Consider the following 20,110-nt stretch of genomic DNA (forward strand, 5'->3'; position numbering starts at 1 on the left):
GAGGCGGCCACCCGGACGCTTGGCCAGCGGCATTATGACGTCCAGCTGATCGGCGGCATCGCGCTTCATCGCGGCGAAATTGCCGAGATGAAGACCGGCGAAGGCAAGACGCTGGTGGCGACGCTGGCGGTCTATCTGAACGCGCTGCCCCAAAAGGGCGTCCATGTGGTGACGGTCAACGACTATCTCGCCCGCCGCGACGCCGACTGGATGGGGCAGATCTACCGCTTTCTCGGGCTGACGGTCGGGGTCATCGTCCCCAACCTCACCGACCAAGAAAGGCGCGACGCCTATAATGCCGACATCACCTATGCCACCAACAACGAGCTCGGGTTCGATTACCTCCGCGACAATATGAAATATTCGCGCGCCGAGATGGTCCAGCGGGCGTTCAATTTCGCCATTGTCGATGAGGTGGATTCGATCCTGATCGACGAAGCGCGGACGCCGCTGATCATCTCCGGCCCGACCGACGACAAGTCCGAACTGTACATGTCGGTCGACGCGCTGGTGAAGACCTTCGTCGCCGAGGATTATGAGCTCGACGAAAAGCAGAAGAGCGTCGTCCTGACCGAGGACGGGACCGAGAAGGCCGAGCGCCTGCTCGAGGATGCGGGGATTATCGAAGGCCGCAACCTCTACGCGATCGCCAACACCCAGGTCGTCCACCATTTGAACCAGGCGTTGAAGGCCAACGTCATGTTCAAGAAGGATATCGATTACATCATCAAGGACGAGAAGATCGTCATCATCGATGAATTCACCGGCCGGATGATGGACGGGCGGCGCTGGTCCGACGGATTGCACCAGGCGGTGGAAGCCAAGGAAGGGGTCAATATCGAGCCCGAGAACCAGACTTTGGCCTCGATCACCTTCCAGAATTATTTCCGCATGTACCCCAAGCTGTCGGGGATGACCGGCACGGCGCTGACCGAAGCGCCGGAATTCTTCGACATCTACCGGATGAACGTCGTGTCGATCCCGACCAACGTCGACGTGCTCAGGGTCGACGACGATGACGAGTTTTACAAGAACATCACCGACAAGTTCGCCGCCATCGCCAAGGAGATCAAGGCGCGGCAGGACAAGGGGCAGCCGGTGCTGGTCGGCACGGTGTCGATCGAGAAATCGGAAATGCTGTCGGAATTTCTGGTCAAGGAAGGCATCCAGCACGAAGTGCTCAATGCCCGCTTCCATGAAAAAGAAGCGCATATCGTCGCCCAGGCCGGCGCGATGCGGGCAGTGACCATCGCCACCAACATGGCCGGACGCGGCACCGACATCCAATTGGGCGGCAACGTCGACTTTCGCATCGAGGACGAGCTCGCCGACATGCCCGAGGGCGCCGAGCGCGATGCGGCGATCGACAAGATCAAGGCCGAAGTGGCGGAGCAGAAGCAATTGGTAATCGACGCCGGCGGGCTGTTCGTGCTCGGTACCGAGCGCCACGAGAGCCGCCGCATCGACAATCAGCTGCGCGGCCGCTCAGGGCGCCAGGGCGATCCCGGACTGTCGCGATTCTATCTGAGCCTCGACGACGATTTGCTGCGCATCTTCGGCCCGCAGACCATGTTCGCGCGGCTGATGAACAAGCAACTCGAGGACGGCGAGGCGATCATCAGCCCGTGGATCTCGAAGGCGATCGAGACCGCGCAGAAGAAGGTCGAGGCGCGCAACTACGACATCCGCAAACAGGTCGTCGAATATGATGACGTCATGAATGACCAGCGCAAGGTGATTTACGAGCAGCGCGCCGACATCATGGACGCCGACAGCGTTGGCGACATCATTGCCGAAATGCGCGCCGATACGGTGGAATCGCTGGTTGCCGTCCATTGCCCGCCCGGCACCTATCCCGAGCAATGGGATGCCGAAGGCTTGAAGGAGAGCGTCGACGCGGTCTTCGGGCTGCAGCCGCCGATCGATGGCTGGCTGGAGGAAGAAGCGCTCGAGCCCGAGCTCATCACCGCGCGGCTGCAAGGGCTCGCTGACCAGGCGATGGACGAGAAAATCAAGGACGTCGATCCGCAGCGCTGGGACGACACCGAGAAGAATATCCTGCTCCAGACCCTCGACCATTTCTGGAAGGAGCATCTGTCGACGCTGGATGCGCTGCGCACCGTCATCCACTTGCGCAGCTACGCCCAGAAAAAGCCGATCGACGAGTATAAGCAGGAGGCGTTCCTGCTGTTCGAGCGGCTGCTGATCGCCATTCGCGAAGACGTGACGCGCGTGCTGATGCGGGCGCAAGTGCAGCTTGAGGCGCCGCCGATGCCGACGCTGCCCGATTTCATCACCCAGCACCTCGACCCGTTTTCGGGCGATGACGACAGCGCCGATATCGACGCCGCAACTGGGACGATCCTGTCCAACCTGCCACCGCTCAACATTCCGCGGCCGGACATGCCGATGCCCGAAGGCGAGCTCGCCCAGGTGCCGGTCAGCCGCAACGCGCCGTGCCCATGTGGCTCTGGCCGGAAGTACAAGCATTGCCACGGGCAACTGGCCTGACCAAAAAAGCGCCGCCGGCGGTAGGCCCGGTCGATCGCACCCAGCTTCGCCGCGCCTATCGCCCCGACGAACAGCAGGTCGTGCTGGAGCGCATTGCCGAGGCGACGTTGAAACCGGTGACGCTGAGCGAAGCGACCGCGACGGCGCGGGCGCTGGTCAAAGGAGTTCGCGCCCACAAGCCGTCGGGCCTCGACGCCTTCTTGCACGCCTATGACCTCGGCAGCGACGAGGGCATTGCGCTGATGTGCCTGGCCGAAGCTTTGTTGCGGATCCCCGACGCCCACACCGCTGACGAATTGATCGCCGACAAGCTGTCGGGGCCGGACTGGGCCGAGAAGCTCGGCCAGTCGCGTTCGTCGTTCGTCAATGCCGCGACCTTTTCGCTGTTGCTGACCGGCAAGGTGCTGGAGGGCGCCAACGACCGCAGCGACAATTGGCGCAGCGTGCTCGGGCGCACCGTCGGCCGGCTGGGTGAGCCGGTCGTCCGCACCGCGGTCACTCAGGCGATGAAAATCCTCGGCCGCCAGTTCGTCTTCGGCCGGACTATCGACGAAGCCATGCGCCGCGCCGCGCCCGAGCGCGCCGCCGGGCTATCGCACAGCTTCGATATGCTTGGTGAAGCGGCCCGCACGCATGACGATGCCGCGCGCTATGCCACCGCTTATGGCGACGCGCTCGACCGCATCGCCAAGGAGGCCAAGGGCGGGGTCACCCGGTCGCCAGGCATTTCCGTCAAGCTGTCGGCGCTTCATCCACGCTACGAGTTTACCCACGCCGGGGAAGTCAAAGCGGCGATGCTGCCGGTGCTGCGCGGCCTGGCGATGAAAGCCAGTGCGGCGGACGTCCATTTCACCATCGATGCCGAGGAAGCCGATCGGCTCGAACTGTCGCTCGATATTTTTGAAGCTTTGCTCGCCGACGATGCCTTGTTTGCAAATGGCTGGACCGGGTTCGGGCTCGCCATCCAGGCCTATCAGAAACGCGCCGCGCCGTTGTGCGACTGGGTCGCGGCGGCGGCGCGGGCGCACGGCCGCAAGCTGATGGTTCGGCTGGTCAAGGGCGCCTATTGGGATACCGAGATCAAGGCGGCGCAAGTCGCGGGCCTGCCCGACTATCCCGTATTCACGCGCAAGGTCGCGACCGACGTGTCGTTCCTCGCCTGTGCCAAGAAATTGCTGGCCGCGAGCGACGTCATTTATCCGGCCTTCGCGACCCACAATGCCAATAGCGTCGGCGCCATCAAGGCGCGGGCCGGCAAGACCCCATTCGAGTTCCAGCGGCTGCACGGCATGGGCGAAGGGCTGTATGAGGAGCTGGCCAAGCTCGAGGCCGCGATCGGCGATGCCGCTACCCCGGTGCGGATTTACGCGCCGGTCGGCAGCCACAAGGAGCTGCTCGCTTATCTCGTCCGCCGCTTGCTTGAGAACGGCGCCAATTCCTCCTTCGTCAATCGGATCGCCGACGAAGAGGTGTCGCTCGACGACTTGGTCCGCGACCCGGTGACGGAACTGGCGTCGATGGAGTCCAAGCGCAACCCGGCGATCCCACTTCCCCAGCTGATCTTCGGCCAAGCCCGCCGCAACAGCGCCGGTGTCGATCTGTCCGATCCGCTGGTGCGCGAACCCTTGCTGGCGCGTCTTAAGGCGTTGGAAGCGCGCACGTGGGGCAGCGGCAAGGGCAGGGCCGTCACGTCGCCATTCGATCGCCGCATCACCGTCGGGACGGTCATCGACGTGACGGCCAAGGACATCGACCGGATGGTGCGCGCGGGCGCCGCCGCCCAGCCCGATTGGGACGCCTTGGGCGGTGAGGCACGCGCGATGCTGCTCGAGCGCGCCGCCGACCTGTTCGAGGAGCATCGCGAGGAGTTGTTCTCGCTGTGCATCCGCGAAGCGGGGAAAACGTTGATCGACGCGGTGCTCGAAGTGCGCGAGGCGGTCGACTTCCTGCGCTTTTACGCATCCGAGGCGCGGCGGCAGTTCATCCGGCCGATGCCGCTGCCAGGGCCAACCGGAGAGCATAACGAACTGCGCCTGCACGGCCGTGGCGTGTTCGCCAGCATTGCGCCGTGGAACTTCCCGCTGGCGATCTTCACCGGGCTGGTTTCCGCGCCATTGGCTGCCGGCAATGCCGTCATCGCCAAGCCGGCCGGGCAAACGCCACTGATCGGCGCGCTGGCCGTCAAGCTGATGCATCAGGCGGGTATTCCCAAGGAAATCGTCCAGCTTGCCCCGGGTTCCGGCCGGGTCGTCGGTGGAGCGCTGACGGTGCATCCTTTGCTTGCCGGCGTCGTCTTCACCGGCTCGACCGACACGGCACGGACGATCAACCGCACGCTGGCCGAGCGCGACGGGCCGATCATTCCCTTCATTGCCGAAACCGGCGGCCAGAATGCGATGATCGTCGATTCATCGGCGCTGCCGGAGCAGGTGACGCGCGATGTCCTGTCGTCGGCCTTCCAGAGCGCCGGGCAACGCTGCTCGGCGCTGCGGGTGCTGTTCATCCAGGACGATGTCGCCGACGGCATGATCGCCATGATCGGCGGCGCCATGCAGGCGCTGACCGTCGGCGACCCGCGCGACCTCACCACCGATGCCGGACCGGTGATCGATGCGGCGGCAAAGAAGTCGCTCGACGACCACCTGCAATGGCTGGACAAAAACGCGAAAAAGATCGCGCGGCTGGAGCTTCCGGTGGACGCCCAGCATGGCAGCTTTGTTGCTCCGGCGATGTATGAGATCAACTCTCTAAGCCAATTGAATGAAGAGAATTTCGGTCCCATCCTTCATGTTGTTCGGTTCGGCGCCGAAGACCTGGCCAAGGTCGTCGAGGCGATCAACGCCACCGGTTACGGACTGACGCTGGGCCTGCAGAGCCGGATCGACACGGTCCGCGATTTCGTCGAGCAGCGGGCGCGGGTCGGCAATTTCTACGTCAACCGCAACCAGATCGGCGCGGTGGTCGAAAGCCAGCCGTTTGGCGGCGAGGGCTTGAGCGGCACCGGGCCCAAGGCCGGCGGGCCTCATTATGTCGCCCGCTTCGCCACCGAGCGCGTGACCTGCATCGACACCACCGCGGCCGGCGGCAACGCGAGCCTGATGGCGGCGATCGAAGGTTGAAAAGATGGCTCCCCGGGCCTGATTCGAACAGGCGACCATTCGATTAACAGTCGAACGCTCTACCGCTGAGCTACCGGGGAACACCTCTTGCGAAGCGAAGCGGCTAAATAGCGCGCCCACCCGTGAAGGCAAGAGAGTCAGGTTGCGAATTGCTCCATCGTGATGCGTTCGTCGAGTGCGTGCTCGGGGTCGAACAGCAACGTCAGCGAGCGCTCGCGATCGAGGCGGACGTCGACTTTGGCGACTTCGCGCACTTCAAACTGGTCGGCGACCGCGGATACCGGCCGGTTGGTTGGTTCGAGGACATTGAAGCATACCACCGTATCGTCGGGCAGGATGGCGCCCGACCAGCGGCGCGGGCGAAACGGGCTGATCGGCGTCAGCGCCAGCATCTTGGCTTGCAGCGGCAGGATCGGCCCGCGCGCCGAGAGATTGTAAGCGGTCGATCCCGCCGGCGTCGCCACCAGCACTCCGTCGCAGACCAGTTCCGGCATCACGACGCGACCGTTGACCAGCACTTCGATCTTGGCCGACTGGCGGGTTTCGCGGAGGAGCGAGACTTCGTTGATCGCGGCGTGGGTGTGAACTTTGCCACCAACCGTCGTGGCGATCATCTCGAGCGGCGCGACGCGGATCGCCTTGGCGGCCGCGATGCGTTCGGCCAGCGTGTCGATCCGCCATTCGTTCATCAGGAAGCCGAAAGTGCCGCGGTTCATGCCGAACACCGGGCGCGAAGACCCGCTTTCGAGCATGTGATGCAACGTCTGGAGCATGAAACCGTCGCCGCCGAGCGCGACCAGGGTCTTGGCCTTGTCGACGTCGGCCCAGTCGTAGCGGCGGCGGAGCATGGCTTCGGCGGCCTTGGCGACGGGCGTGTCCGACGACATCAGCCCGACACCGAGGATGGCGAGGTCGCGCTTGACCTTGGCGCCAGCCGGCTGGCTTACGTTCGCGGTCAATCCTGGTTCCTCATCGGCGCGAACATAGGGTTTTTGGTGAGAGGCGTCACTGTCCCGTTGTGGGTCGGGCCGCGCAGCACGCTTCCAGCTCCCTGCGGCAGGCGTTAGCAGGAGCCATGTTCAAATGGTTCAGTGGATTTTCCAGGGGGAAGCGGGCGTCGGATCAAAGCGTTCCGACGCCCGCCACGCCCAAGCGCGATCGCACGTTGGAAGCGGTCATCGCCCATCAGCGGATTTCGCTTCTCTATCAGCCGCAAATCGACCCGGTCAGCGGCGCCATCGTCGGCGTCGAGGCCCTGGCGCGTTGGGACGGTGCGGTGTCCCCCGAAGCCTTGTTCGCGCGCGCCGCGGCGGCGGGCCTATCCGAACGCCTGTCGCGGCTGATCCAGCGCAAGGCGCTGCGCACCGCCGCGACCTGGGAAGGGGCGCTTAAGGATCTGCATCTGTCGATCAACCTGTTGCCGCAGGATCTGGCGCGGGCCGGCTATGACCAATGGCTGCTCGCGGAAATCAGGGACGCCGGCATCGATCCACGGCGAATCACGGTCGAGATTACCGAAAGCGCCCTGTTGTCGGATAGCGACGCCATTGCCGCTCGCTTGGCCGTGCTGCGCAGCGCCGGGGTACGCATCGCCGTCGACGATTTCGGCACCGGCTATGCCAGCCTGGCTTACCTCACCAGCCTGCCGCTCGACATATTGAAGATCGACCGCGGGCTGATCGCCGATATCGTCGGCGGGAAGCGCGATCGCATCGTCGTCAAGGCGATGATCGCGCTGGCCCGCGAACTCGAACTGAAGGTCGTGGTCGAAGGCGTCGAGAGCACCGAGCAACTGGTCCTGCTCGCCGACTGGGGCTGCGACCTCTACCAGGGGTTCCTGGGTGCTGGACCGCTCGACGAGACCGAGCTGACCCGCTTCGTCGCTGCATCGATGGCCGAAGCCGCCTAGGCGTTCGTCGAAAACCGCTCGCATGCGTGAAGGGCCTTGCCGCAGCGCAGCCGAGGAGGTGAGCGTATGAACAAATATTGGGTGATCGTTGGCGCGGCGTCGGCAATGCTTCTGTCGGCCTGCAACAAGGTCGCGCCGCAAGCCGCACCAAGCAAATTCTCGCAAGCCGTGCTCGATGCCGCGCTCGCCGACCCGGGCCGCAAGGCGCAGCGCGATTCAGCCGACGAACGGCGTAAACCAGGGCCGCTGATCGCGCTGGCCGGGGTCAAGCCGGGGGACAAGGTGCTCGATCTCATTCCCGGTAGCGGCTATTGGACGCGCACCCTGAGCAAGATCGTCGGGCCAGGCGGCAAGGTCTATGCGGTCTGGCCGCAGGCCTATGCGCGCGAAGCGACCGGCGATGTCGCGACGCTGACCAAACTCGCCGCCGACAAATATTACGGCAACATCGTCACCCAGGTGCAGCCGACGACCACTTTGACGGCGCCCGAGCCGCTCGATGTCGTCTGGACGTCGCAGAATTTCCACGACTATCCGGATGAATTCATGGGCAAGGGCGACCCGTCGAGCCTGGCCAAGGATGCGTTCAAGACCCTGAAACCGGGCGGCACCTTCATGGTCATCGACCATATGGCCAAGCCGGGACGCGGGCTAAGCGATACCGACACACTCCACCGGATCGAGCCGGCGGCGGTGCGCCAGATCGTCGAGGCCGTTGGCTTCAAGTTCGCGGGCGAAAGCAAAGTGCTCGAAAATCCGGCCGACCCGCTCGACATCCCGGTGTTCGACAAATCGATCCGCGGCCACACCAGCCAGTTCGCCTACAAGTTCGTCAAGCCCGCCAGCTAGACTGGCTCGAGTTCCTTGCGGGCGGCTTCGCCGGCGGCGAGGACCCGGGCGAGGCCGCGGGATAGCTGGAGGGCGCCGGCGAGCCGCGCTTCGGCGGTTGGCCAATCGCGGGCCACGCTCATCTTGCTGTCGGGGCGCAGCTTGGCCGTCCCTTTGAGGCGCTCGATGTAAGCGAGCAGCGCCGCGAGGTCGGGGAAGCCGCCCTCGGCAAAGGTCACCACGGCTCCGCGCGCGCCGATGTCGAGCTTGGCGATGCATGCCGCTCGGCAATTGAGCTTGGTTTCGACGATCTGGAGTAGATTGCCGGTTTCTTGCGGCAGGTCGCCGAAGCGGTCGATCAGCTCGGCCGCGAACTCGTCAACCGCGCGGCGGTCCTCAAGCTCACCCAAACGGCGATACAGGCCCATGCGCAGGTCAAGGTCGGGAACGTAGGTTTCGGGGATGAGGATCGGCGCGTCGATGCTGATCTGGGGCGAGAATTCCTCACGTTGGGGCACGCCGCCGGCCTTCTGCTCGATGATCGCTTCCTCGAGCATCGCCTGGTACAGTTCGAAGCCGACTTCCTTGATGTGCCCCGATTGCTCGTCGCCGAGCAAATTGCCGGCGCCACGGATGTCGAGGTCGTGGCTGGCGAGCTGGAAGCCGGCGCCGAGGCTGTCGAGATTGGCCAGCACCTGCAGGCGTTTGTCAGCGCCTTCGGTGATCGATCGGTCGGACGGTGTTGTGAGGTAAGCGTAAGCGCGCGTCTTGGCCCGACCGACGCGGCCGCGCAGCTGGTAGAGCTGGGCGAGTCCGAAGCGGTCGGCGCGGTGGACGATCAGCGTATTGGCGCTGGGAATGTCCAATCCGCTTTCGATGATGGTGGTCGACAACAGCACATCATATTTGCGGTCGTAGAAGGCGCTCATCCGCTCTTCGACCGCGGTCGCGCTCAATTGTCCGTGGGCGGTGATCGCTTTCACTTCGGGAACCTCGGCGGCGAGCCATTCCTCCATCTGCGGCAAATCGGCGACGCGCGGCACGACGAAGAAGCTCTGGCCGCCGCGATAATGTTCGCGCAGCAGCGCCTCGCGGACCACGACATGGTCCCACGGCGTGACGTAAGTGCGGATCGCCAGCCGGTCGACCGGCGGGGTCTGGATGACGGACAGGTCGCGCAAGCCCGACATCGCCATCTGAAGCGTCCGCGGGATCGGGGTCGCGGTCAGGGTCAGCACATGGACGTCGGCCTTGAGCGCTTTCAGCCGTTCCTTGTGGGCCACGCCGAAATGCTGCTCCTCGTCGACAATGACCAGGCCGAGGCGCTTGAAATCCAACGCTTTCGCCAGGATCGCATGGGTGCCGATAATGATGTCCAACTGGCCCTTGGCGAGCGACTCCTTGGTCTTTTTCATCTCGGCCGCGGGCACCAGCCGCGACAGGCGGCCGACTTCGATCGGGAAGCCCTGGAGGCGCTCGACGAACAGATCGTAATGCTGGCGGGCGAGCAAAGTGGTCGGGCAGATCAGTGCCACCTGCCGGCCCGACATGGCGGTGACGAACGCGGCGCGCATCGCCACCTCGGTCTTGCCGAAGCCGACATCGCCGCACACCAGCCGGTCCATCGGCTTGCCCGCCGCCATGTCGGCGAGCACATCCTCGATCGCCCGGTCCTGGTCGTCGGTCTCTTCATAAGGGAAGCGGTCGACGAATTGCGGGTAGGCCGAATCGGGCTCGATCACCGTGCCCTGGTGGGTGGCGCGCAGTGCGGCGGTCTTGATCAGGGTGCCGGCGATGGCGCGGATGCGTTCCTTCATCCGCGACTTGCGGCGCTGCCAGGCTTCGCCGCCGAGCCGATCGAGCGGGACGCCGTCGGACTCGCTGCCGTAGCGCGACAAGAGCTCGATATTCTCGACCGGGACGTAAAGCTTGTTGCCGCCGCCATATTCGAGCGCGACGCAATCGTGCGGCGAAGTGCCGACCTTGATCGATTGCAGCCCCAAATAGCGACCGATGCCATGGTCCGCGTGGACGATGAGGTCGCCCGGCGACAGCGTGGCCAGCTCGGACAGGAAGGCGGCGGTGCCCTTGCGGGTCTTGCGGCGGCGGACCAGCCGGTCGCCGAGCATGTCCTGCTCGGTAAGGACGGCGACCTCGGGGGCGGTGAAGCCGTGGTCGAGCGGCAGGACGAGCAGCGCGGCGGAGGCTTTGGTCGCCAATGCGTCGGGCCAACTGTCGGCGAGCTTGATCGACGTCAGGCCGTTCTCCTCGAGCAGGCCGTGGAGTCGTTCGCGCGCGCCCCGGCTGTAGCTGGCGAGGACGACTTTTCGCCCGCCTTTGCGCAGCTTGGCGACATGTTTGGCGACGGCTTCGTAGATGTTGGCCTGCTGCGCGCGCTCGGGCGCGAAGTCGCGGGCGGGTTCGACTTCGAAGGACAAAGTGCGGTCGCTGGCGGGCTCGGGGAACGGCGAAGCGAGGTGGATTGGCCGCGCCACGACCGCCGAGTCCCAGTCCTTTTTTGGCAGATAGAGGGAGCTTGGCTCAAGCGGGCGGTAGCTGCCGGGCTCGGCGGCCATAACCCGCACGCGGTTGGCGTAATAATCGGCGATGGCGTCGCGGCGGCCGTCGAGCGCGCCGTCGGCGCCGCTATCACGCAGGATCAGGTCATTATCGCCGAGATGGTCGAACAGGGTCGAAAGGCCGTCCTCGAACAAGGGCAACCAATGCTCCATGCCGGCCATCCGCCGCCCGTCCGAGACGGCCTGATAGAGGGGATCGCCGGTGGCGGTGCCGCCAAAGGTCTCACGATAGCGCGAGCGGAAGCGCGTGATGCTGTGCTCGGTCAGGAGGGCTTCGGAGGCAGGGAGCAAGGTGAAGCCTTTGGCCTGGTCGGTCGAGCGCTGGTCGGCGGGGTCGAAGCGGCGAATGCTTTCGATTTCGTCGCCGAAGAAGTCGAGCCGAAGCCCGCTCGTCTCGCCAGCCGGAAACAGGTCGATCAACGAGCCGCGGACCGCATATTCGCCGGCTTCGGCGACCGCGTCGGCACGCTGATAGCCGAGCGCGTTCAACTGGGCGACCAGGCCTTCGCGTTCGACGCGTTCGCCGGCCGTGACGGCCCGCGTCAGCTGGCGAATGCGAAATGGGGTGAGCAGGCGCTGGGTCGCGGCGTTGGCGGTGGCGACCAGCAGCTGCGGTCCGCTGTGTTTTGCTTGCAGCGCGTTCAGCGTCGCCAGTCGCTCGGCCATCACCCGGAGCGCCGGCGAGGCGCGATCGTAGGCGAGGCAATCCCACGCCGGCAGCGTCAGCACCTCGATCTCGGGCGCGAACAAAGGAACGGTGTCGGCCAGCGCGCGCATCGCGGTTTCGTCGGCGGCGATCAGGACTGCGCGGCTGCCGTTGCCGTGGGCGGCCCGGGCGAGATCGGCGGCCAGCCACGGCAGGAACCCGGTCGGGACACCGGCCAGCGTTAGCGGTTGCGTGGCGTTCAGAACGCGCTGCAAGGCCTCGCTCATCGCGGCACCCGGATGTAATCGAGGCGCTGGAGAGCAACCATCATTGGGCCTTCGAAACGCGGTGGCGGCGGCGCGGCGCCGATCGCCCAGGCCATGATATCGGCATCCTGATGATCGAGCATGGCGGCGAAATTGGTCCGGTCGTCGGCATTCCAGCCCGCGTGGTGCGCGTCGAAAAATCCGCCGATCAGCATGTCGGCTTCACGCGTGCCACGATGGCTCGCGCGCCAAGCCAAGCGCTTCAGTTCGTCGTCGGGCGGCATCGGGGCGTTCCTAGCGCGGGAATTTCGTCATTGCGAGGAGCGAAGCGACGCGGCAATCCAGCGGCAGGGGAGCTGGATTGCTTCGCTTCACTCGCAATGACGGAGGACCATGCGCCCGGAAATCCTCAACCCGCTGTTCGCCGAGGCCGACGTGCTCAAGGGCGTCGGGCCGCAGGTGAGCAAGCTGCTCAAGCGGCTCGACCTGACGCGGGTGGTCGATGTCCTGTATCATTTGCCGACCGGGTCGATCGAGCGGTTGCGCGTGCCGGCCGCGAGCGCTGCCGTCCTCGGCCGCAATATCATCGTCGATGTGACGCCGTTCGAAATCCGCGAATCCCGCTCGGGCCGCGGGCCGATGCGGGTGTTCACGTCGGATGCCGACCGCAACACGCTGTCCCTGATCTATTTCAACAATCCCGGCTGGGCCAAGCGTTGTGTACCGCTGGGCCAGCTGCGGACGATTTCCGGCAAGCTCGAGGCCTATGGCGAAGAGTGGCAGATCATTCATCCCGAGGTGACCGAACCCGGCAAGGGTCCGCCACCCGCTTTGCGAGAGCCGGTCTATCCGCTGACCGAGGGGCTGACCAACCGCCGCTTGGGCGAATTGGCCGCGTCGGCGCTGGAACGGGCGCCGGAGCTGCCCGAATGGATCGAGCCGAGCCTGGCCGCGCGCGAGAGCTGGCGGCCGTGGCGCGCGGCGCTGGCCGAGGCCCATGGCGAGCCGCAAGCGACGTCAAGCCGCCGACGGCTGGCCTATGACGAGGTCTTCGCCAATCAGCTGGCGCTGATGCTGCTGCGCCAGGATTCGCGGCGTAAGCGGGGGGTGCCGCTGGCTGGCGACGGGCGGCTGATCGACAAGTTGCGGCTGCCTTACACACTGACGGCTGCCCAACGGCGGGTGATCGATGAAATCCGCGGCGATATGGCGCAGCCGGTGCCGATGCTGCGCCTGCTTCAGGGCGACGTCGGATCGGGCAAGACGCTGGTGGCGCTGATGGCGATGCTGAGCGCGGTCGAGGCGGGGGCCCAGGCGGCGCTGCTGGCGCCGACGGAAATTCTCGCGCGGCAGCACCAAGCGACGCTGCTGGGGCAGTTGGACGCGGTCGGGGTGCGGGTCGCGATCCTCACCGGCCGCGAGAAGGGCCGGGCGCGCGAAGCCGTGTTGATGGGCCTCGCCGACGGATCGATCGACATCCTGGTCGGCACCCACGCCATTTTCCAGGAGAAGGTCGCCTACAAGAATTTGGGCGTGGTGGTAATCGACGAGCAGCATCGCTTCGGCGTGTCGCAGCGCCTGCTGCTGGCGGCCAAGGCGGAGCGGCCGCCGCTTTTGCTGGTGATGACCGCGACGCCGTTCCCGCGGACGCTGACGCTGACCCATTATGGCGAAATGGACGTCAGCCGGATCGACGAGATGCCGCCAGGCCGGACGCCGGTCGAAACGCGGGTGATCAGCGACGAGCGACTGCCCGAGGTGATCGACGGGCTTGGGCGGCATCTGGCGACCGGCGGCCAGGCGTTCTGGGTGTGCCCGTTGGTCGAGGAGAGCGACAAGAGCGACCTCGCCGCGGCCGAACAGCGGGCAGCGGTGCTGCGGCTGCGTTTCGGCGAGCGGGTCGGGCTGGTGCATGGGCGGATGAAGGGCCTTGAGAAGGATGCAGTGATGGCCGCGTTCGCCTCTGGCGAGCTGGCGGTGCTGGTCGCGACGACGGTGATCGAGGTCGGCGTTGATGTGCCCAACGCGACGCTGATGGTGGTCGAGGGTGCGGATCGGTTCGGGCTGGCCCAACTTCACCAGCTACGCGGGTGGTCGGGCGCGGGGAAGGCAAAAGCATCTGCCTGCTGGTGCGGGGTCAGACCTTGTCCGAAACCGCCCGTGCGCGGCTGGCGCTGATGCGCGAGACCAACGACGGCTTCCGCATCGCCGAGGAGGATTTGCGGTTGCGCGGGCCGGGCGAGATTCTGGGCACCAAGCAGTCGGGCGAAGTGGGTTTCCGTGTCGCGACCGCAGAGGAGGTCGCCGAACTGGCGCCGATCGCGCAGGACGATGCCCGGCTATTGCTCGACCGCGACGGCGGGCTGGCCGGCCCCCGCGGGCAGGCGGCGCGGACGTGTTTGTACCTGTTCGAGAGAGACCAGGCGGTGGGGCTGATCAGGAGCGGTTGAGCCAGGCCGTCATTGCGAGCGAAGCGCGGCAATCCAGCGTCTTTGCTTTGGCTGGATTGCCGCGTCGCCTCCGGCTCCTCGCAATGACGCCTATTTAACCAGCAACCCGTGCTTCTTTTTGCCGAGGCTGAGCTTGCCGGCGGTCGCGGGCATCGCTGGATCGGTGACGGCGACATCGCCTAGCCGCACCGCGCCTTCGGCGACCTTGCGCTTGGCCTCGCCGTTGGAGGCCGTGAAGCCGAGGCTGGTCAGCGCCTGGGCGATTGTCAGACCCTCACTGAGCTGAAGCGTCGGCAAATCGTCGCCGGCGCCGCCCTCGAAAGTTGTTTTCGCGGTGTCCGCCGCAGTCCGGGCGGCCTCCTCGCCGTGGAGCAGCGCCGTCGCCGCGGTTGCCAGCGCGACCTTGGCCTGATTGATGTCCGCGCCCTGCAGCTTCTCCAGCATGGCGATCTGGTCGAGCGGCAAATCGGTGAACAGCTTGAGGAATTTGCCGACGTCGGCATCCGCCGTATTCCGCCAGAATTGCCAGTAATCATAGGGACTCAATTGATCGGCGTTGAGCCACACCGCGCCCGACGCGGTCTTGCCCATTTTCGCGCCATCAGCGGTGGTGATCAGCGGCGTTGTCAAGCCATAGAGCTCAGCGCCATCGATGCGGCGGCCGAGATCGATGCCGTTGACGATGTTGCCCCACTGGTCGGAGCCGCCCATCTGCAGCCGGACGCCGGCGCGGCGCGATAGTTCGAGGAAGTCGTAGGCCTGCAAGATCATGTAATTGAATTCGAGGAAGGTCAGCGGCTGCTCGCGGTCGAGGCGCAGCTTGACCGAGTCGAAGGTGAGCATGCGGTTGATGGTGAAATGGCGGCCGACGTCGCGCAGGAAGGGGACGTAGGCAAGGCCGTCGAGCCAGTCGGCATTGTCGAGCAGGATGGCGTCAGTGGGACCGTCGCCGAACTTGAGCAGCATTTCGAACACCCGGCGGATGCTGGCGATGTTGGCGTTGATCTGCTCGGAAGTGAGGAGCTGGCGGGCCTCGTCTTTGCCCGACGGATCCCCGACCTTGGTCGTGCCGCCGCCCATCAGCACTACAGGTCTGTGGCCCGCCTGCTGCAGCCGGCGCAGCATCATGATCTGAACGAGGTTGCCGACGTGCAGGCTCGGCGCGGTGGCGTCGAAGCCGACGTAGGCGGCAACCACCCCTTTTTCCGCCAGGGCGTCGAGCGCCTCGGCGTCCGTCGCCTGGTGGATATAGCCGCGGGTCTCAAGCAGGCGGAGCAGGGATGATTTGTACGCGGTCATGTTAAGTCGCTTAGCGACATGCTTTGTGCGCTGCTACTACAAGCCGATGCAATTCAATCTTACGCCTCACCCAGCAACCCCGCCGAGCGGCCAGGCCTTCAAGCTTTGGGCGATCGTCGATCATATTGCCAAGCTGGGCGCGGTGGCGACGACCAACATCTGGTTCGGGGTGGGGGCGCCGGTTACCCGTTTTGCCATTCCCAAGGTGTCGGAACCGTGGCGTGCCGACGAATTGTGGCAGACGACTTGCTTTGAAGCCTTCCTTCGGGCCGCGGGTGACGAGGCGTATCGCGAGTGGAATTTCGCACCGTCGGGCAATTGGGCGGCTTATGATTTTTCGAGGCGCCGCGAAGATGTGACCCGGGCCGAGGTCGAATCGCCGCCGTACATCCGGATGGAGGATAATTTCACCTGGTGGACGGTGGGCGCAACGATCGCCGTCGAGGCCGACAAGGACTGGCACTTGGGCCTGTCCGCCGTGCTTGAGGAGACCGACGGCACCAAATCTTATTGGGCGCTTGCGCACCCGCCCGGCGACAAGCCCGATTTCCACCATCCGGATTGCTTCGTCGGCAAGCTTCCTTAGACAGCAGCCATGACCCAGTTCGGAATCGACCGGTTGCTCGCTGAGCCGGAGCTGCGCAACCCGCTCAACGGCCAGCGCATCGCTTTGCTCGCCCATCCGGCGTCGGTGACCCGCGATTTGACCCACAGCCTCGACGCGCTCGCTGCGGTTGGTCTCAACCTCACCGCCGCTTTCGGGCCGCAACATGGCCTGCGCGGCGACAAGCAGGATAATATGGTCGAAACCGAGGACTTCACCGACCCGGTCCACGGCATTCCGGTGTTCAGCCTCTATGGCGAGGCGCGCCGCCCGACCGACCAGGCGATGGCCACGTTCGACACCATCCTCATCGACCTGCAGGACCTCGGCTGCCGGATCTACACCTTCATCACCACCTTGTTGTACGTACTCGAGGCCGCGGCGGAACATGGCAAATCGGTCTGGGTGCTTGACCGTCCCAATCCCGCCGGGCGGCCCGTAGAGGGTCTGACTTTGCGGCCAGGCTGGGAGAGCTTCGTCGGCGCCGGCCCGATGCCGATGCGGCACGGGCTTACTCTCGGCGAAATGGGCCGCTGGTTCGTCGATCATTTCCAGCTCGACGTCGATTATCGGGTGATCGCCATGGACGGCTGGCGACCCGATGACGGACCCGGTTTTGGTTGGCCCAACGATCGCATCTGGATCAATCCCAGCCCCAACGCCGCCAACCTCAACATGGCGCGCTGCTATGCCGGGACGGTGATGCTCGAAGGCACGACGCTGAGCGAGGGCAGGGGCACCACCCGGCCGCTCGAATTGTTCGGCGCACCCGACATCGACGCCCGGGCGGTGATGGCGGCAATGGACCGGATCGCGCCCAAGTGGTTGGCCGGCTGCAAGCTGCGCGAAATCTTCTTCGAACCGACGTTTCACAAGCATGTCGGCACGCTGTGCCACGGTGTCCAGATCCACGCCGAGGGTCCGTTCTACGACCACAAGGCGTTCAAGCCGTGGCGGCTGCAGGCGCTGGCGTTCAAGGCGATCCGGCAGCTGTACCCGGACTATGTCCTGTGGCGCGATTTTCCTTATGAATATGAGCTCGGCAAGCTGGCCATCGACGTCATCAACGGGTCGCCCCTGCTGCGCGAATGGGTCGATGACGCCGAGGCAAGTCCAGGCGATCTCGATTCGCTGGCGTCGCTGGATGAGCAAGCGTGGCGGGATGCGGCGCCATCAGAGTAATCGGAAAAACCGGGTGCAATGTTTGAGGGAGTTGCAATAGTCTTAAAAAACGGGAGTATATCCGCGATTAACTTGCAACAATGCTATTCAATTTGCCGTATCATACATTAACCTGAGGGCCACAACTGATCGCCTTTGAACAGTGGGAGAGACAATGATGTTGCCATTTCTTTTGCTTGCTTCAATTCCTAGCGTGTTAAGTTCTGCCTTCGCGGGCGGACCCGCCTCGACCGAGCAAGTCGTCCGCCAATCGACGAATGGCGAGTTCTTGGCCGATCATTATCCTCCGCGCGCGTTGAAGCGTGGTGAGCAAGGCAAAGTCGGCTTCAAGCTAACGATCGAACCCGATGGTTCGCTCGGGAAATGCGACGTGACGGAAAGCAGCGGTTTCGCCTCGCTCGACACGGAAACCTGCGAAGTCATGGTTGCTTATGCGCACCTGAAGCCAGTCCGTGATTCCGAAGGGCGGGCGGTGCGCGCTGTCCAGCCCGGATTCATCGTCTGGAAGCTTCCGGCGGGCGTGACGACCGTGGCCAGCACGAACGCCAAGAAAATGCCGAAGCCCGATGGGCTGGTTTGCAAGCGAACCCAGACCACCGGTTCGCTCATCGCCAGGACGACTCAGTGCCTGACCCGCACCGAGTGGGCTCAGCAGGAGCGCGTCACTCGCGACGAAGTCGGGCGCATGCAAGGTGTGGGTTTCTGCGACCGAGGCGGCGGGCCGTGCCTTCCGCCCTGTCCGACCCCGGGGGCCAGTTGCTGAGCCAATTCGAACGGTGTGGTTAACGAAGAAGTAGGAGCTTGTCCGTATTCCGTGCCCAACGAATGAATGGGAGCGGGCGGTTACATGGCGACGCAGGGGATCGAGGAAGTCACTGAAAACGCGATCCGTGCGGTCGCGCGCGATTGCGGTTCGCTGTCGATGGAATGCAGCGACGTCGCCGGTTACGTCCAGGACGTCGCCGGCCGCATCGGCGACCATTTGAAGATGCTCGACGGACTCGAGGAAGTAACCACCCGCTTGCTCGCCGATCAGGCGCGCGTGTCCGATTCAACCGATGAGGCGCGGCTGCTGTCGGAACAGGCCAAGGCCAAGCTTGAGGCCGGTCGCGAAGCGATCGAGGGAACCATCGGCGGTTTCAAGGGGCTGACCGACCTGATCGTCCAGCTGGGCGAGCGCATGGCCGGCTTCGCCGACGCGATGAACCAGGTGCAAATGGTGTCGTCGACCATCGAGACCATTGCCCGCAAGACCAACATGCTGGGGTTGAATGCGACCATTGAAGCGGCCCGGGCCGGCGACGCCGGCCGCAGCTTTGCGGTGGTCGCGGCCGAAGTGAAAAAGCTTGCTCACGACACGCGCGCGGCGACCAGCAAGATCGCGCTGACGATCGGCGAGCTGACCCGCGAGGCGGGGGCGGTAACGTCAGAGATCAAGACCGGCGTCGAACGCAGCCGCGCCGCCCAGGCCGGCTTCGGCCAAATCAGCGAAACGGTTCGCGAAGTCAGCGAAATCGTCGGCATGGTCGATCGCCAGACCGAGGGCATTGCCCACTCGACCAACATGATTCAGGCCAGCGTCGATCGGGTGAAGGCCGGGCTAACCGATTTTGCCGGCGATGCCCGCGACAATGGCGACCAGCTGCTCCAGGCGCAAAAGCGGCTCAACCATCTTGAGCTTTTGTCCAACACCATGCTCGACACGCTCGCCAATTCGGGCGCCGAGATCGACGACACGCCATTCATCTCGAAAGCCCAGGAAGCGACGCGGATGATCGTCACCGCAATCGAGCGTGGCATCGATTCGGGCGAGTTCGCCCTGGAGGACGTGTTCGACCGCGATTATCAGGAAATCGAGGGCAGCAACCCGACCCAGTACGACACCCGATTCTGCGTTTTTGCCGACCGCTATGTGCAACCGGTGCTCGATCGCACCAAGGCGTCGGACGGACGCATCATCGGCTCGGCGATCGGCGACATGAACGGCTATTTGCCGACCCACCTGTCCGAACGCAGCCAGCCGCAAGGCGCCGATCCGGTGTGGAACGACGAGCATTGCCGCAACAAGCGCGTGCTGATCGACGACGTCACCCGCAATGCGCTGTTGAGCAATCGCCCGGCGACCCTGGCGACGTATCGGATGGAGCTTGGCGACAAGAACATCCCGGTCAAGAACGTGTTCGTACCGCTGTTCGTGAAGGGCCGCCGCTGGGGTAATTTCGAACTCGCTTACCGCGACGATTGAGCGACTGCCTAGCCCGCGCGGGCTTTCAAAGCTGGGCGGTCGGCACATTTAGCCTCTGTCCCATCCCACAAATGCTTGTCCGCGAACGTGACGATCCGCCATCCTTCCGCCAGGCGGTAGAGGGAATAGGTCTCGATCCCGCAGTGGCTTTTGCGGCCATTCAAATAGAAGGTGTACGGTGCCCAGACGGTCGCCACGCCGCTGCCATCCTGGAGCTCGATCGCTTTTCCAAGGCGCACGTCCCACACCCCGGCCGACAGCGTCCGCATCGAGCCCAGCAAATGGTCGCGCTCGTCGATCTGAACATCGGGACCAGTTTCTGAGCGACGCAACGTAAGCAGGCGAAACTGGGGGGCGAAAGTTTTCGACGCCTGCTCGAAATTGGCGGTCCGCCAGCCGTCGATCAGCGCGTGAACGGTCCTCATCGGCCCCGGATCATGAGCTGCCCCGGCAACGGCGGGTGCTGGGGCCA

The 20,110-nt window shown here is 64.7% G+C and carries 13 protein-coding genes, 1 tRNA gene and 1 pseudogene; 9 read left to right on the top strand and 6 right to left on the bottom strand.

Annotation, left to right across the window (positions count from 1 at the left end; genetic code table 11):
• Both secA and putA read left to right on the top strand, forming a co-directional pair.
• Nucleotides 1-2,511 (top strand): preprotein translocase subunit SecA (secA, locus tag RMO25_RS05205; protein ID WP_309661543.1); only part of this gene is annotated, 2,511 nt, incomplete at its 5' end.
• Nucleotides 2,463-5,630, top strand: coding sequence for a bifunctional proline dehydrogenase/L-glutamate gamma-semialdehyde dehydrogenase PutA (gene putA, locus RMO25_RS05210; protein ID WP_309661544.1), 3,168 nt, complete (start codon nucleotides 2,463-2,465; stop codon nucleotides 5,628-5,630). The genes secA and putA, both read left to right, overlap by 49 nt.
• A 5-nt stretch (nucleotides 5,631-5,635) precedes the next feature.
• Here the strand turns inward: putA and RMO25_RS05215 are convergent.
• A tRNA-Asn gene (locus RMO25_RS05215) sits at nucleotides 5,636-5,710 on the bottom strand.
• Nucleotides 5,711-5,767: 57 nt separating this feature from the next.
• The gene (locus RMO25_RS05220) at nucleotides 5,768-6,517 is read right to left on the bottom strand and encodes an NAD kinase (RefSeq protein ID WP_309661606.1); all 750 of its coding nucleotides are present in this window, start codon (nucleotides 6,515-6,517) and stop codon (nucleotides 5,768-5,770) included.
• 188 nt (nucleotides 6,518-6,705) lie between these two features.
• Between RMO25_RS05220 and RMO25_RS05225 the strand changes: the two genes are divergently transcribed.
• Nucleotides 6,706-7,539: an EAL domain-containing protein gene (locus tag RMO25_RS05225; RefSeq protein ID WP_309661545.1), complete on the top strand. Its 834-nt coding sequence runs from the start codon at nucleotides 6,706-6,708 to the stop codon at nucleotides 7,537-7,539.
• A 66-nt stretch (nucleotides 7,540-7,605) separates the two neighbouring features.
• On the top strand, nucleotides 7,606-8,388 hold the full coding sequence (locus RMO25_RS05230; RefSeq protein ID WP_309661546.1) for a methyltransferase: 783 nt from the start codon (nucleotides 7,606-7,608) through the stop codon (nucleotides 8,386-8,388).
• On the opposite strand, the gene mfd is transcribed toward RMO25_RS05230, so the two are convergent.
• Nucleotides 8,385-11,879 (bottom strand): transcription-repair coupling factor, encoded by a 3,495-nt coding sequence (gene mfd / locus RMO25_RS05235; RefSeq protein WP_309661547.1) that lies wholly within the window; start codon nucleotides 11,877-11,879, stop codon nucleotides 8,385-8,387. The genes RMO25_RS05230 and mfd overlap by 4 nt on opposite strands.
• On the bottom strand, nucleotides 11,876-12,142 hold the full coding sequence (locus RMO25_RS05240; RefSeq protein WP_309661548.1) for a succinate dehydrogenase assembly factor 2: 267 nt from the start codon (nucleotides 12,140-12,142) through the stop codon (nucleotides 11,876-11,878). The genes mfd and RMO25_RS05240 overlap by 4 nt, the downstream gene beginning before the upstream one ends.
• A gap of 109 nt (nucleotides 12,143-12,251) precedes the next feature.
• Here RMO25_RS05240 and recG point away from each other — a divergent pair.
• Nucleotides 12,252-14,308: pseudogene (gene recG, locus RMO25_RS05245) on the top strand (ATP-dependent DNA helicase RecG).
• Nucleotides 14,309-14,398: 90 nt separating this feature from the next.
• On the opposite strand, the gene tyrS reads toward recG, so the two are convergent.
• Nucleotides 14,399-15,607 (bottom strand): tyrosine--tRNA ligase, encoded by a 1,209-nt coding sequence (tyrS, locus tag RMO25_RS05250; protein WP_309661549.1) that lies wholly within the window; start codon nucleotides 15,605-15,607, stop codon nucleotides 14,399-14,401.
• A gap of 46 nt (nucleotides 15,608-15,653) precedes the next feature.
• On the opposite strand from tyrS, the gene RMO25_RS05255 reads away from it, so the two are divergent.
• From RMO25_RS05255 to RMO25_RS05270, 4 genes are all read left to right on the top strand, one after another.
• The gene (locus RMO25_RS05255) at nucleotides 15,654-16,193 is read left to right on the top strand and encodes a DOMON-like domain-containing protein (RefSeq protein WP_309661550.1); all 540 of its coding nucleotides are present in this window, start codon (nucleotides 15,654-15,656) and stop codon (nucleotides 16,191-16,193) included.
• A gap of 9 nt (nucleotides 16,194-16,202) precedes the next feature.
• On the top strand, nucleotides 16,203-17,393 hold the full coding sequence (locus RMO25_RS05260; protein WP_309661551.1) for a DUF1343 domain-containing protein: 1,191 nt from the start codon (nucleotides 16,203-16,205) through the stop codon (nucleotides 17,391-17,393).
• A 193-nt stretch (nucleotides 17,394-17,586) separates the two neighbouring features.
• The gene (locus RMO25_RS05265) at nucleotides 17,587-18,156 is read left to right on the top strand and encodes an energy transducer TonB (RefSeq protein ID WP_309661552.1); all 570 of its coding nucleotides are present in this window, start codon (nucleotides 17,587-17,589) and stop codon (nucleotides 18,154-18,156) included.
• 66 nt (nucleotides 18,157-18,222) lie between these two features.
• The gene (locus tag RMO25_RS05270; RefSeq protein ID WP_309661553.1) at nucleotides 18,223-19,638 is read left to right on the top strand and encodes a methyl-accepting chemotaxis protein; all 1,416 of its coding nucleotides are present in this window, start codon (nucleotides 18,223-18,225) and stop codon (nucleotides 19,636-19,638) included.
• An 8-nt stretch (nucleotides 19,639-19,646) separates the two neighbouring features.
• On the opposite strand, the gene RMO25_RS05275 is transcribed toward RMO25_RS05270, so the two are convergent.
• The gene (locus tag RMO25_RS05275; protein ID WP_309661554.1) at nucleotides 19,647-20,063 is read right to left on the bottom strand and encodes a hypothetical protein; all 417 of its coding nucleotides are present in this window, start codon (nucleotides 20,061-20,063) and stop codon (nucleotides 19,647-19,649) included.
• Nucleotides 20,064-20,110: the final 47 nt, after the last annotated feature.

This window comes from Sphingomonas sp., from assembly GCF_031361285.1.
GTDB lineage: Bacteria > Pseudomonadota > Alphaproteobacteria > Sphingomonadales > Sphingomonadaceae > Sphingomicrobium.

Coding starts and splice junctions, on each gene's coding strand:
- RMO25_RS05260 (WP_309661551.1), top strand. CDS start 16,203: ATGACCCAGTTCGGAATCGACCGGTTGCTCGCTGAGCCGGAGCTGCGC.
- mfd (WP_309661547.1), bottom strand. CDS start 11,879: ATGAGCGAGGCCTTGCAGCGCGTTCTGAACGCCACGCAACCGCTAACG.
- RMO25_RS05255 (WP_309661550.1), top strand. CDS start 15,654: ATGCAATTCAATCTTACGCCTCACCCAGCAACCCCGCCGAGCGGCCAG.
- RMO25_RS05220 (WP_309661606.1), bottom strand. CDS start 6,517: ATGTCGTCGGACACGCCCGTCGCCAAGGCCGCCGAAGCCATGCTCCGC.
- RMO25_RS05270 (WP_309661553.1), top strand. CDS start 18,223: ATGGGAGCGGGCGGTTACATGGCGACGCAGGGGATCGAGGAAGTCACT.
- putA (WP_309661544.1), top strand. CDS start 2,463: ATGTGGCTCTGGCCGGAAGTACAAGCATTGCCACGGGCAACTGGCCTG.
- tyrS (WP_309661549.1), bottom strand. CDS start 15,607: ATGACCGCGTACAAATCATCCCTGCTCCGCCTGCTTGAGACCCGCGGC.
- RMO25_RS05225 (WP_309661545.1), top strand. CDS start 6,706: ATGTTCAAATGGTTCAGTGGATTTTCCAGGGGGAAGCGGGCGTCGGAT.
- RMO25_RS05275 (WP_309661554.1), bottom strand. CDS start 20,063: ATGAGGACCGTTCACGCGCTGATCGACGGCTGGCGGACCGCCAATTTC.
- RMO25_RS05240 (WP_309661548.1), bottom strand. CDS start 12,142: ATGCCGCCCGACGACGAACTGAAGCGCTTGGCTTGGCGCGCGAGCCAT.
- RMO25_RS05230 (WP_309661546.1), top strand. CDS start 7,606: ATGAACAAATATTGGGTGATCGTTGGCGCGGCGTCGGCAATGCTTCTG.